The organism is Streptomyces sp. V4I23, from assembly GCF_030817975.1.
Lineage (GTDB): Bacteria > Actinomycetota > Actinomycetes > Streptomycetales > Streptomycetaceae > Streptomyces.
Window position 1 is genome coordinate 1,138,084 of the sequence record NZ_JAUSZW010000004.1, and the last position, 12,844, is coordinate 1,150,927.

General features: G+C 73.5%; 11 protein-coding genes. 6 read left to right on the forward strand and 5 right to left on the reverse strand.

Translation table 11 applies throughout. The features are described 5' to 3' along the window. Window positions 1-214: 214 nt before the first annotated feature. Both QFZ82_RS07335 and idi read left to right on the forward strand, forming a co-directional pair. Window positions 215-1,489, forward strand: coding sequence for a bifunctional class I SAM-dependent methyltransferase/N-acetyltransferase (locus QFZ82_RS07335; RefSeq protein WP_307712354.1), 1,275 nt, complete (start codon window positions 215-217; stop codon window positions 1,487-1,489). 130 nt (window positions 1,490-1,619) lie between these two features. Continuing rightward, window positions 1,620-2,213: an isopentenyl-diphosphate Delta-isomerase gene (idi, locus tag QFZ82_RS07340; protein WP_307712355.1), complete on the forward strand. Its 594-nt coding sequence runs from the start codon at window positions 1,620-1,622 to the stop codon at window positions 2,211-2,213. 51 nt (window positions 2,214-2,264) lie between these two features. On the opposite strand, the gene QFZ82_RS07345 is transcribed toward idi, so the two are convergent. Continuing rightward, the gene (locus tag QFZ82_RS07345) at window positions 2,265-2,741 is read right to left on the reverse strand and encodes an ATP-binding protein (protein WP_307712356.1); all 477 of its coding nucleotides are present in this window, start codon (window positions 2,739-2,741) and stop codon (window positions 2,265-2,267) included. Window positions 2,742-2,983: 242 nt separating this feature from the next. Here QFZ82_RS07345 and QFZ82_RS07350 point away from each other — a divergent pair, with 242 nt between their 5' ends. Continuing rightward, the gene (locus QFZ82_RS07350; protein WP_307712357.1) at window positions 2,984-3,760 is read left to right on the forward strand and encodes an enoyl-CoA hydratase/isomerase family protein; all 777 of its coding nucleotides are present in this window, start codon (window positions 2,984-2,986) and stop codon (window positions 3,758-3,760) included. On the opposite strand, the gene QFZ82_RS07355 is transcribed toward QFZ82_RS07350, so the two are convergent. Together QFZ82_RS07355 and QFZ82_RS07360 are read right to left on the reverse strand one after the other, a co-directional pair. After that, on the reverse strand, window positions 3,747-4,382 hold the full coding sequence (locus QFZ82_RS07355; protein WP_307712358.1) for a DJ-1/PfpI family protein: 636 nt from the start codon (window positions 4,380-4,382) through the stop codon (window positions 3,747-3,749). The genes QFZ82_RS07350 and QFZ82_RS07355 overlap by 14 nt on opposite strands. 101 nt (window positions 4,383-4,483) lie before the next feature. Beyond that, on the reverse strand, window positions 4,484-5,455 hold the full coding sequence (locus tag QFZ82_RS07360; RefSeq protein WP_307712359.1) for a GlxA family transcriptional regulator: 972 nt from the start codon (window positions 5,453-5,455) through the stop codon (window positions 4,484-4,486). 125 nt (window positions 5,456-5,580) lie between these two features. On the opposite strand from QFZ82_RS07360, the gene QFZ82_RS07365 reads away from it, so the two are divergent. Further along, complete coding sequence (locus QFZ82_RS07365; protein WP_307712360.1) at window positions 5,581-6,447, forward strand: hypothetical protein; 867 nt, start codon at window positions 5,581-5,583, stop codon at window positions 6,445-6,447. Between the two features lie 188 nt (window positions 6,448-6,635). Here QFZ82_RS07365 and QFZ82_RS07370 read toward each other — a convergent pair whose 3' ends face one another. Then, the gene (locus QFZ82_RS07370) at window positions 6,636-7,124 is read right to left on the reverse strand and encodes a hypothetical protein (protein WP_307712361.1); all 489 of its coding nucleotides are present in this window, start codon (window positions 7,122-7,124) and stop codon (window positions 6,636-6,638) included. Window positions 7,125-7,349: 225 nt separating this feature from the next. On the opposite strand from QFZ82_RS07370, the gene QFZ82_RS07375 reads away from it, so the two are divergent. Continuing rightward, on the forward strand, window positions 7,350-9,737 hold the full coding sequence (locus QFZ82_RS07375) for a Tex family protein (protein ID WP_307712362.1): 2,388 nt from the start codon (window positions 7,350-7,352) through the stop codon (window positions 9,735-9,737). 383 nt (window positions 9,738-10,120) lie between these two features. Here QFZ82_RS07375 and QFZ82_RS07380 read toward each other — a convergent pair whose 3' ends face one another. Continuing rightward, on the reverse strand, window positions 10,121-11,758 hold the full coding sequence (locus tag QFZ82_RS07380) for an ABC-F family ATP-binding cassette domain-containing protein (protein WP_307712363.1): 1,638 nt from the start codon (window positions 11,756-11,758) through the stop codon (window positions 10,121-10,123). A gap of 96 nt (window positions 11,759-11,854) precedes the next feature. Here QFZ82_RS07380 and QFZ82_RS07385 point away from each other — a divergent pair, with 96 nt between their 5' ends. Continuing rightward, window positions 11,855-12,814 (forward strand): FAD-dependent oxidoreductase, encoded by a 960-nt coding sequence (locus QFZ82_RS07385; protein WP_307712364.1) that lies wholly within the window; start codon window positions 11,855-11,857, stop codon window positions 12,812-12,814. Window positions 12,815-12,844: the final 30 nt, after the last annotated feature.

Here is a 12,844-nt window from a genome sequence, read left to right on the forward strand (position 1 = left end):
CACGCCCCGGCCGAACCTTTGAGAGGAGCTGAGGTTGATGACTGCGGCAACGGAGTCCCCCTACGCCTGGCGGCGTGGTGGTACCCCCATCCCTGCGCACGCCCGGTCCGTCATCCGCTTCCGGGCTCCCGGCCACCACTGATCCGACCCGGTCCGTCCACCGGACCCGGTCGTGCCGTCGGCCGGAGCCCTTTCCCACACAAGGGTTTCTTCGTTGTCCGACAACGCATCGCACGACGCTTTCTTCGCCCTGCACCACGGTCTTCCGCGGCAGGGCCCCGGTTCCGACGCCACCTCACTGCGACTGCTCGCCGCCGCGGGACCGCTGCCCGCGCGTCCGCGGGTGCTCGACCTGGGCTGCGGCCCGGGCCGTTCCGCACTGCTGCTGGCCGCCGAGGCCGGCGCGCAGGTGACCGCGGTCGACCTGCACCAGCCGTTCCTCGACGAACTGCGGCAGTCCGCCGACGCCCGCGGGCTCGGTGACGCCATCCGTACCGCCGGCGCCGACATGGGCGACGTCCCCTTCCCCGACGGGTCGTTCGATCTCGTCTGGGCGGAGAGCTCCGCCTACTCCATCGGCTTCGACACCGCCCTCGCCGCGTGGCGGCGGCTGCTCGCCCCGGGCGGTTCCCTCGTCCTGACGGAGTGCGAGTGGACGGCCGAGCCCTCGGCCGCCGCCCGCGCCTTCTGGGACCGGCACTACCGACTGCGTACGACCGCCGGGAACTGCGCTGCGGCGTCCGCCGCCCGATACGCGATCCTCTCGGTGCACCGCCAGCCGGAGACCGACTGGGACGAGTACTACGGCCCGCTGGCCTCTCGGGTCGACGCCGCGGATCCCGCGGCGCCCGGCATGGCCGAGGCCCTCGCCGCCACGCGCGAGGAGATCGCCATGCGCCGCGAGCACGGCGCGGAGTACGGCTACACCGGCTATGTGCTGCGCCCTGCCGACCCCCGCTGGCGGACCCGCCCCGAGACGGCGGCCGACGCCGATGCGGTCCGCGAGCTGAACACGGCCGCCTTCCCCACGCCGGACGAGGCGGCCCTGGTGGACGCGCTCCGCAAGGACGGCGAGGCGTGGCTGCCGGGACTGTCGTACATCGCGGAGGCGGCTCGGGATACCTCCCACGCCGAAGGCTGTGGGGGAGGCTCCCCCGCGGCGTACGCGCTGCTCACGCGGTGCCGCGTGGGAGACGCGCCCGCGCTCGCGCTGGCCCTGGTGGCGACCGCGCCCCGGTACCGGCGTCAGGGCGCGGGGCAGACGGTGGTGCGGGCCGTGCTGGACGCGGCGCGGGCGCGCGGTGAGGGCCTGGTGGTGGTGCTCGGGCATCCGGAGTACTACCCGCGGTTCGGTTTCGAGCGGGCGTCACGGTACGGAATCAGGCCAGGTTTCGAGGCGCCGGACGAGGCCGTGATGGCGCTGATGCTGGACGGATCGGCCTCGGTTCCGCACGGTGAGATCCGCTACCCGGCGGCCTTCGGGGTCTGACGGGTCCATCCGCCCCGCCGTGCGCACCGCGCGGCGGGGCGGACATGCCAGGCCGCCGAAGTGCGGACAAGCACCGTTTTTGCGGCAGACTGGGCAGACTCCCGGGGCCGGAACGATGCGAAGGATGGTCATGCCGATCACACCAGCCACTGCGGCGAACAGTTCGTCGAACGGCACATCACCAGCGATCCTGCTCGAACTGGTCGACGAACAGGGCAATACCATCGGCACCGCGGAGAAGCTCTCCGCCCACCAGGCGCCCGGCCGGCTGCACCGCGCGTTCTCCGTTTTCCTCTTCGACGAGCACGGCCGGCTGCTGCTCCAGCGCCGCGCGCTCACCAAGTACCACTCCCCCGGGGTCTGGTCGAACACCTGCTGCGGCCACCCCTACCCCGGCGAGGCGCCGTTCGCGGCCGCCGCCCGGCGTACGTACGAGGAGCTCGGGGTCTCGCCGTCCCTGCTCGCGGAGGCCGGCACGGTGCGCTACAACCATCCCGACCCGGCGTCGGGGCTGGTGGAGCAGGAGTACAACCACCTCTTCGTCGGCATGGTGCAGTCAGCGCTCCGGCCGGACCCCGAGGAGGTCGGCGAGACGGCGTTCGTGACGCCCGCCGAGCTGACGGAGCTGCACGGCCGGGCCACGTTCTCGGCGTGGTTCATGACGGTGCTGGACGCCGCGCGCCCGGCGGTCAGGGAACTGACGGGGCCGTCCGGCGGCTGGTGAGACGTGCGGGTGGTGCGGCCCGGGCGCGGGCCGCACCCGCGCGGTCGCGGACTAGATCGGGGTGGCCTCACCGTTCAGCACCGGGACCAGTGGCAGCTCGGCCCAGATGATCTTGCCTCCGCTCGCGGTGTGCTCGACGTCGCACAGGCCGCCCGCCTCACGGGTGATCTCCCGTACGAGCAGCAGGCCCCGGCCGCCCGTCTGCGCGGAGTCGGCCTCCAGTGCCTTGGGCCGGTAGGGATGGTTGTCCTCGACGGACACGCGGACCCACTGAGTGCCGACGGCGACCTCGACGGCGACCTCGGGCGAGAGCAGGGCCGCGTGCCGTACGGCGTTGGTGACCAGCTCGGAGACGATCAGCAGGAGTCCGTGCACCACCTCGTCCGCGACCGGCACCCCCTGACGTGCCAGCAGGTCCCGCACCGCGCGCCGGGCCTGCGGGACCGAGACGTCGACCGCCGGAGCGGTGAAGCGCCAGACCCCCTCGTACGACAGCGGCCGGGCGGGCACGCTCCCGCGGCTCTCCATAGTTTCACCCTCGGCTCGTTTGCCACTGACCATCGAGTTAATAAGTGTTGGAGGTCAGTCGGTGAGGGCCGAGCAGCTGAACAGAACTGATCACCTTTCAGTGTCTTCTGACCGATTGCGTATGACAGCGTCAGTTGTGCGACTGGTCGGGAGCTCCTTCTGCGCGGTTCGCCCGGCCGATCGTTTCAGCAGTCTTTTCCCCGCCGGGAGCCCCGCGGACCCGGGCGGATAGCATCCGGCGCATGGAGCCGTACCAGTCCCCGCAGCCGCAGCTGACGCACACCGTCGAGGACGGTGTCGCCACCGTCGTGATCAGCAATCCCGCCAAGCGCAACGCGATGACCGCCGGGATGTGGCGCGCCCTGCCCGAGCTGCTCGACGATCTGGCCGGCGACCCCGTTGTGCGGACGCTGGTGCTGACCGGAGAGGGCAAGACCTTCTGCGCGGGCGCGGACATCTCCTCGCTGCGCGAGCCCGGCGAGGACCCGCAGGCGCTCGCGGTCCGCGCGGAGGAGGCGCTCGCCGCTTTCCCCAAGCCGACGCTCGCCGTGGTGCGCGGGTACTGCGTGGGCGGCGGCTGCCAGCTCGCCGCCGCGTGCGACCTGCGGTTCGCCGCGGACGACGCGCAGTTCGGTGTGACGCCCGCGAAGCTCGGCATCGTCTACCCGGCGGCCTCCACCCGTCGGCTGGCCTCGCTGGTGGGCCCTGCGGCAGCCAAGTACCTGTTGTTCTCGGGTGAGTTGATCGACGCGGACCGGGCGCTGCGCACCGGGCTGGTGGACGAGGTGCTGCCCGAGGGCGAACTGGGCCGGCGTGCGGCCGGGTTCACCCGCGTCCTCGCCTCGCGTTCGCAGCTGACGCAGTGCGCCGCCAAGGAGTTCGCCGCCGGCCGCACCGACCGGGACGCGTACTGGGCGGAGCAGGCGCGCGGGAGCGGCGACACCGCCGAGGGCGTCGCCGCCTTCCTGGAGCGCAGGGCACCGCGCTTCGGCTGGGCGCCGGGTGCTACCGGAGGATGAACCGGCTCTTGGTGCGGAACTCCTCCACGAGGTGGGCGGGCGCCTTCTCCGGCGATCCGGCGTCGTAGGGCGGCTGGGGGTCGTACTCGGTCAGCAGCTGCACGGCCTGCGCGTGCTCGTCACCGGCCAGCCTGCCGACCAGGGTCAGGCCCATGTCGATGCCCGAGGACACCCCGGCGGCCGTGACGTACTTGCCGTCGGTCACGACGCGGCGGCCGGTGGGCTCGGCGCCGAACGACCTGAGCATCTCGAGCGCGAGCCAGTGCGAGGTCGCCTCGCGCCCCTTCAGCAGCCCGGCCGCGGCCAGCAGCAGCGAGCCCGTGCACACGGAGGTGGTCCACGTGGAGGTCGCGTCGGCGGTGCGCAGCCAGCCGAGCAGGGCCTCGTTCTCCATCTGGTCGCTCTGGCCCGGCCCGCCGGGTACGACGACGACGTCCGGGGCGGGCACCTCGTCGAAGCTCTTCGTGGCGACGAGGGACAGCTGCCCCCGGTCGTTCGCCACGGGGCCGGGGCGCTCGGCGACGAAGGCGACCTCCGCGCCGGGGAGGCGGCAGAGCACCTCGTAGGGGCCGACGGCGTCGAGGGCCGTGAAGCGGTCGAAGAGCAGGACGGCGATCTGCATGGAAGGGTCCCTTCGGTGGGTGGGGTGGGTCGACGGCGCGCGGGCGCGCTCGTACACGGGCCCGGTGATGCGCGGGCCCGTGGTTCGGGTGGCGCGACGGTTCAGGCGGCGGGCGCGCCCGTGGCGCGGAAACGGCGGCGGTATTCGGCGGGCGCGACGCCGAGCGCCTTGACGAAGGCCCGGCGCATGGCCTCGGGGGTGCCGTAGCCGCAGGCGCGCGAGACGAGCGCGACCCCGTCCCCGGTGTCCTCCAGGAGCCGCCGGGCGTGTTCGAGGCGTACGCGTTCGACGTAGCGGCCGGGGGTCATGCCGGTCTCGGCCTGGAAGGCGCGCGCGAAGTGGCGCGGCGACAGGCGCGCCCGGCCCGCGAGCGCCTCCACCGACAGGTCGGCCGCGGGGTGCTCGGTGACCCAGTGCTGGACCTCGCGCAGCGGTTCGCGGCGGGCGGTCTGGGCGGCGAGCTGTGCGCTGAACTGCGCCTGACCGCCCGGCCGGCGCAGGAACACGACGAGGTGGCGCGCCACGGTGAGCGCCACGTCCCGTCCGAGGTCCTCCTCCACGAGCGCGAGGGCCAGGTCGATTCCCGCCGTGACACCGGCGGAGGTGGACACCCGGCCGTCGCGAACGAAGATCGGGTCGGGATCGACCTCGACCGCCGGGTGGGCGCGGGCGAAATGGTCGCAGGCGGCCCAGTGGGTGGTGGCGCGCCGCCCGTCGAGCAGTCCCGCCTCGGCGAGGAGCAGGGCGCCCGTGCACACCGAGACCAGCCGTTCGGCGCGCGCCCCGTGCTCACGGAGCCAGTCGATCACCCGTCCGTCGGGACGGCGGGTGCCCTGGCCGCCGGGGACGAGGAGGGTGTGCGGGCGCGGGGCGTCGGCGAGTGCGAGGTCCGGGACGAGGGTGAGGCCGCTGGAGGTCCGGACGGGCCCTCCGTCCAGGGTCGCCGTACGGATCGGGTACGCCGCCGGGTCACCGATCGCCTTGCCCGCACCGGCGAAGACCTCCACCGGTCCGCTCACGTCGAGACTCTGCACGTCGTCGAAGAGGACGACCAGGACGGATCGCTCTGCCATGCCCCCCATCCTTCGCTCGGGGCCGGGATGGCCGCAATGACGAATGTCCCACCTTTCCTGCCATGGAAGACGGGGCCGCACGGCTTCCCTGTACCGCCGTACCAACCAGTCGGTAACCTGCGGTCATGAGCTCTCTTCCCCCGCATGCGGGACGCCGATGCCACAACGCGCTGAACCCGCTGCACTCCACGGTGTACTTCTCGCCCGACCTGGGCACGGAACTCGCCGGCGTCGGCATCGAGGATGCCTCCGCGGCCTACTTCGCGGCGCGTTCCGCGGCGTTGGGCGCGGTCGGGCCGGGCGCGGTCGCGGCGACCTTCTACAACTTCAACCCGGAGCTGATCGCCCGGCACCTGCCCGCGGTGTGGGACACCGCGTCCCCCGAGACGGTGCTTGCGGCCCGCCTGCGCGCCGCCGACGCGACGCTGCGGCGGCTGCTCGGCGAGGACGTCATCGCGTCGAAGGAACTGGCCGAGGCCGCGGAACTCGCCCTGCGCGCCACGGAGGCGTGCACGCGCTACGCCCGGCCGCTGTACGCCGCGCACGCCGACCTGCCGGTGCCCTCCGAACCGCACCTCGCGTACTGGCACGCGGCGACCCTGCTGCGCGAGCACCGCGGCGACGCCCATCTGGCCGCGCTGCTGCTCGCGGGCCTGGATCCGCTGGAGGCGCTGGTGAGCCACACGGCGACCGGCAAGGGCATGGCGCCGCGCTGGATCCTCGCGACGCGCGGCTGGGGCCGCGCGGACTGGGAGTCGGCGCAGGACCGTCTGCGGGAGCGCGGACTGCTGGACGCCGAGGGGGCGTTGACGGAAGCGGGCACGGCGCTGCGCGACGAGGTCGAGGAGCAGACGGACCGTATGGACCTCGCACCGTACGAACACCTGGGCGCGCCGTCCGTCGAGCGCCTGACCGAGCTGGGCCGTGGCTTCCTGATGACGGCGTTCGCTGCGGGCGCGTTCCCCGCGGACGCGACGGGCCGGCCCGCCTGACGCCGCACCCGCCGTGCCGGGCCCACCCCCTGGGGCTGCGCCCGCGTGACCGCCGGGCAAGGAGCCTCGGGCCGACGGCGGTTGCCGGCGGGGCCTGTTCGGAGGGAGGGCTGTCGCCCCGCAAGGCGGGACGACAGCCCTCCGTCCGTGCCGGGCCGAAGCCGGCTCCCGCCGGGCGCGGCGGCGGATCAGTCCGTGGCGGCCGGGGTGGGCGCCGGGAGAGCGCCGGTGCAGGTCGCGCGGCCGAATTCACCGAAAGCGGTGGCGCGCTGGACGTGTTCGCCGCGAATGGCGAGCGTGCAGCTCGCCTCGCCGCCCTTCTCGTCCAGCACGATGCCGACGGACGGGTCCTTGCCGAGCGGCACCCGTACCGTCTTCTTCCACGGCAGTTCCACGTCTCTCTCGACCGTCGCCGCCCCGTCCTCGCTGCGGGCCTGGTACGAGATCTCGACCGTCCCCTTGCCCTGCACCTCGTACGTGACCTCGGCGGTGGGAACGGGCTTGGCCGCGGGCTTGTCGTCCGAGCCGAGCAGGCCGTAGCCGACGAGTCCGCCGCAGACGAGGATCAGGACCGCGGCGACGACGACCGCCGTCCGGTCCGGCTTCCCGGCCGTCTCCGTCCCGGGCCCGGAATCCTCCGCGGACGAGGGCTCCTCGTTGACTGGCGTCGATGTCATGACAATCCGGCTTTCGGTCGGCGCGCATCGCTGGGGCGGATGCACTCGGTACAGGGCGGCTCGGGTATACACCGGCCGGTCCGTCCCGGTCGAGCGAGCGGACAAAGGGAAGGAAAGCCCCGAAGGCCGTGCTTCTTCACCGCGGCGGCGCGCGACACGGCAGGGCGGCACCCGGCACAATGCAGGCTCAAGCACAGCCAGCACGAGAAGGCGAGTCGGGAAACCGTGACCACGTCCATCGAAGGCAGGATCGCCGAGGAGCTCGGCGTACGCGAACGGCAGGTGAAGGCGGCCGTCGAGCTGCTCGACGGCGGGTCGACCGTGCCGTTCATCGCGCGCTACCGCAAGGAAGCGACCGAGATGCTCGACGACGCGCAGCTGCGCACGCTCGAGGAGCGGCTGCGGTATCTGCGGGAGCTGGAGGAGCGGCGGACCGCGATCCTGGAGTCCGTCCGGGAGCAGGGAAAGCTCACCGACGAGGTCGAGGCGCAGATCCGGGCCGCCGACACGAAGGCGCGGCTGGAGGACATCTACCTGCCCTTCAAGCCCAAGCGGCGCACCAAGGCGCAGATCGCCCGTGAGGCCGGCCTCGAACCGCTGGCGGAAGGCCTGCTCGGCGACCCGTCCGTGGAGCCGCTCGCGGCGGCCGCGGCGTTCGTCGACGCGGAGAAGGGCGTCGCCGATGCGGCCGCGGCGCTGGAGGGCGCGCGGGCCATCCTGACCGAGCGTTTCTCCGAGGACGCCGACCTGATCGGTGAGCTGCGCGAGCGGATGTGGACGCGGGGCCGGCTCGCGGCGAAGGTCCGCGAGGGCAAGGAGGAGGCGGGCGCCAAGTTCGCCGACTACTTCGACTTCGCCGAGGCGTTCACCGAGCTCCCCTCGCACCGCATCCTCGCCATGTTCCGCGGCGAGAAGGAGGAGATCCTCGACCTCGTCCTGGAACCCGAGGAGCCGGTGGACGGCCCCTCGTCGTACGAGGGGATCGTCGCTTCCCGCTTCGGCATCACGCAGCAGGGGCGGCCCGGTGACAAGTGGCTCGGCGACACCGTGCGCTGGGCCTGGCGGACCCGGATCCTCGTCCACCTCGGCATCGACCTGCGGCTGCGGCTGCGTACGGCGGCCGAGGACGAGGCAGTGCGGGTCTTCGCGGCGAACCTGCGGGACCTGCTGCTGGCCGCGCCCGCCGGCACGCGCGCCACGCTCGGGCTCGACCCCGGCTTCCGTACCGGCGTGAAGGTCGCCGTCGTCGACGCGACCGGCAAGGTCGTGGCGACGGACACGATCTACCCGCACGTCCCGGCCAACAAGTGGGACGAGGCTCTGGCGAAGCTGGCCCGCCTGGCGAAGGAGCACGCGGTCGAACTGGTCGCGATCGGCAACGGCACGGCGTCCCGCGAGACCGACAAGCTCGCCGGTGAACTCATCGCCAAGCACCCCGAGCTGGGCCTGACCAAGGTCATGGTCTCGGAGGCCGGGGCCTCGGTGTACTCGGCGTCCGCGTTCGCCTCCCAGGAACTGCCCGGCCTCGACGTGTCGCTGCGCGGAGCCGTGTCGATCGCGCGGCGGCTGCAGGACCCGCTCGCCGAGCTGGTGAAGATCGACCCCAAGTCGATCGGGGTCGGCCAGTACCAGCACGACCTCTCCGAGGTGAAGCTGTCGCGTTCGCTGGACGCGGTGGTCGAGGACTGTGTGAACGGTGTCGGCGTCGACGTCAACACGGCGTCCGCGCCGCTGCTTTCGCGTGTCTCGGGCATCGGCGCGGGCCTCGCCGAGAACATCGTGGCCCACCGCGACTCCAACGGTCCCTTCCGTTCCCGCAAGGCGCTCAAGGACGTGGCGCGGCTCGGCCCGAAGGCGTACGAGCAGTGCGCGGGCTTCCTGCGGATCCGGGGCGGTGACGACCCGCTGGACGCGTCCAGCGTGCACCCGGAGGCGTACCCGGTGGTGCGGCGGATGGTGAAGACGGCGGGAGGCGAGGTCGCCTCCCTGATCGGCAACACCGGTGTGCTGCGGTCGCTGCGGGCGGACGACTTCGTGGACGAGACCTTCGGTCTGCCGACGGTGACGGACATCCTGCGCGAGCTGGAGAAGCCGGGGCGCGACCCGCGGCCCGCCTTCAGGACGGCGACGTTCAAGGAAGGCGTGGAGAAGATCGGCGACCTGGCCTCCGGAATGGTGCTGGAGGGCGTCGTCACGAATGTCGCCGCGTTCGGGGCGTTCGTGGACGTCGGCGTCCACCAGGACGGTCTGGTCCATGTGTCGGCGATGTCGAAGACGTTCGTCAAGGACCCGCGCGACGTGGTGAAGCCCGGTGACGTGGTCAAGGTGAAGGTGCTCGACGTCGACATCCCGCGCAAGCGGATCTCGCTGACCCTGCGGCTGGACGACGACGCGTCGGCTCCGTCGGGCGGGGCCGGCGCGCCGAGGCGGGAGCGCGGTGGGCGTCCGCCGCAGCAGCGCCAGGGCGGTGGCGGACGCGACCGCCGCAGTGCGGGCGGCAACGGCGGTGGCGGCGCCCGTCAGGCTCCCGCCCCGGCGAACAGCGCGATGGCCGACGCCCTGCGCAAGGCGGGGCTGCTGGACCCGAAGGGCGGGGGCGGCCGGCGCAGCTGAGGCGCGGGCTCGGCGGGGCGGGGGAAGTTTTCCCCCGCCCCGCCCCTTCCCGTAACTGGGGCTGCGCCCCAGACCCCCTGGCGGGGGGGTGGGGCGGTACGTGGGGCCGACGCCCCACCCCACGGGCGGCAGCGGCAGCCCCGCGCCACGGACACCCTGGCGGGGGATGGGGCGGTGCGTGGGGCCGACGCCCCACTCCGCGGGCGGCAGCTTCGCGCCGCGGACACCCGGAGAGATGGGGCGGCTCTACGCCCGCACGCGGGTCGGCGAGCAACTGGTGGCGGGCAACGGGCAGGGCACGGCGTCCGCGGGCCGACGCGGCCGGACGGTGCCGGTGTCCCGGTGGGCGGCGGCCGTGCTGTGCGCCTGCGCGGCCGCCGGGGTCACTGCTCGGTCACCTTTCCCCCGGCCACCTCGACGCGGCGCGTGGTGCGGACGGCGTCCAGCATCCGTCGGTCGTGGGTGACCAGCAGCAGCGTGCCCGTGTAGGAATCGAGCGCCGACTCCAACTGCTCGATGGCGGGCAGGTCGAGGTGGTTGGTCGGCTCGTCCAGGACCAGCAGATTGACCCCGCGGCCCTGGAGCAGCGCCAGGGCCGCGCGGGTGCGTTCGCCCGGGGAGAGGGAGGTCGCCGGGCGCAGCACGTGTCCGGCCTTGAGCCCGAACTTGGCCAGCAGCGTGCGGACGTCGGCCGGTTCGGTGTCGGGGACGGCCGCGCAGAACGCGTCCAGCAGCGACTGCGTCCCGTGGAACAGCTTCCGCGTCTGGTCGACCTCGCCGACGACGACACCCGAGCCGAGCGAGGCGTGCCCGGCGTCGAGGTCGAGGCGGCCGAGGAGCGCGGCGAGCAGTGTCGACTTGCCCGCGCCGTTCGCGCCGGTGATCGCGACCCGGTCGGCCCAGTCGATCTGGAGGGATGCCGGACCGAAGCGGAAGTCGCCGCGCCGGACCTCGGCCTCGCGCAGGGTCGCGACCACGGAACCGGAGCGCGGCGCGGCGGCGATCTCCATCCGCAGCTCCCACTCCTTGCGGGGCTCGTCGACCGCGTCGAGCCGTTCGATCATGCGCTGGGTCTGGCGGGCCTTCGCCGCCTGCTTCTCGCTCGCCTCGCTGCGCATCTTGCGGCCGATCTTGTCGTTGTCGGTCGCCTTGCGGCGGGCGTTCTTCACGCCCTTGTCCATCCAGGAGCGCTGCATATGGGCGCGGCCCTCCAGGGCGGCCTTCTTGTCGGCGTACTCCTCGTACTCCTCGCGCGCGTGACGGCGGGCCGTCTCGCGCTCCTCCAGATAGGCCGCGTAACCGCCGCCGTAGAGGGTGATCTGCTGCTGGGCCAGGTCGAGTTCGAGGACCTTGGTGACCGTGCGGGTCAGGAACTCGCGGTCGTGGCTTACGACCACGGTGCCCGCGCGCAGGCCCTGGACGAAGCGCTCCAGTCGCTCCAGCCCGTCCAGGTCGAGGTCGTTAGTGGGCTCGTCGAGCAGGAAGACGTCGTAGCGGGACAACAGAAGGGACGCCAGTCCGGCGCGGGCGGCCTGACCGCCGGAGAGCGAAGTCATCGGCTGGTCGAGGCCGACGGCGAGCCCGAGCGAGTCGGCGACCTCCTCGGCGCGCTCGTCGAGATCTGCCCCGCCGAGGCCGAGCCAGCGCTCCAGGCTCACCGCATAGGCGTCGTCCGCGCCGGGCGCCCCGTCGACGAGGCCCTGGGTGGCCTCGTCCATGGCGGCCTGCGCGGCGGCGACGCCGGTGCGGCGGGCGAGGAAGTCCCGTACGGACTCGCCCTCGCGGCGATCGGGCTCCTGCGGGAGGTGGCCGACGGTCGCGGTGGGCGGCGAGAGCCGCAGCTCGCCCTGCTCGGGGCGGTCGAGTCCGGCGAGCAGGCGCAGGAGCGAGGACTTCCCCGCGCCGTTGACACCGACGAGGCCGATGACGTCGCCCGGTGCGACGACGAGATCGAGGCCGGAGAAGAGCGAACGCTCGCCGTGGCCGGCGGCGAGGTCCTTCGCGACGAGAGTGGCAGTCATCAGGAGGCCGATCCTAGGCCAGCACCGGAGGACGGCCGTACGGGTCCCCGACGGGCACCCGGCGCGCACCCACGGACCATGGGCTACCGTCCCCGCATGAACGCTGACGTGCTGGTGCTGGGCGGTGGGGTCATCGGGCTGACGACGGCCGTGGTGCTCGCCGAGAGCGGCAGGCGGGTGCGGGTCTGGTCCCGGGAGCCGGCCGAGGCCACCACCTCCGCGGTGGCGGGGGCCCTGTGGTGGCCGTACCGCATCCAGCCCGAGGCCCTCGCGGGCACCTGGGCGCTCGAATCGCTGCGGGTGTACGGGGGGCTGGCGGGCCGGGCCGAGGAGACCGGCGTGCGGATCGTGCCCGGAGTCCACGCGGACCTGCGGATGGAGGGGCTCGGGGCGTGGGCGGCCGAGGTCGGCGGGCTGCGCACGGCGGAACCGGGCGAGCTGCCCGCGGGGTACCCGGCGGGGCTGCGGGCCCGGATTCCCCTGATCGACATGCCCGTTCACCTGCGATGGCTTCAGAAGCGGCTGGCCGAGGCGGGCGGCACGCTCGAACGGCGCGTGGTGACCTCCTTCGGGCAGGCGCAGGCCCGGAGCGGGGCCGCGGTGGTCGTGAACTGCACGGGTCTCGGTGCGCGGGAGCTGGCGCCCGACCCGACCCTGCGGCCGGTGCGGGGCCAGCTGGTGCTGGTGGAGAACCCGGGTGTGACGGAGTGGTTCACCGCCGCCGACCCTGCTTCGGCGGAGACGACGTACTTCTTCCCGCAGCCGGGGCGGCTCGTCCTCGGCGGCACGGCGGACGAGGACGTCTGGTCGCAGGAGCCGGACCCGGCGACGGCCGCGGCGATCGTCGCGCGCTGCGCCCGTGTCCTCCCGGCCATCGGGGACGCCCGCGTCCTCGGCCACCGGGTGGGCCTGCGCCCGGTCCGCACGGGCGGTGTCCGCCTCACCTCCGAACGCCTGCCGGACGGCGGTCTCCTGATCCACAATTACGGCCACGGCGGCGCGGGCGTGACGGTGGCCTGGGGCTGCGCACGAGCGGCGGCGGCACTGGCGGGCTGAGCGCCTCGGCGGGGGCGTCCGACCGGACCG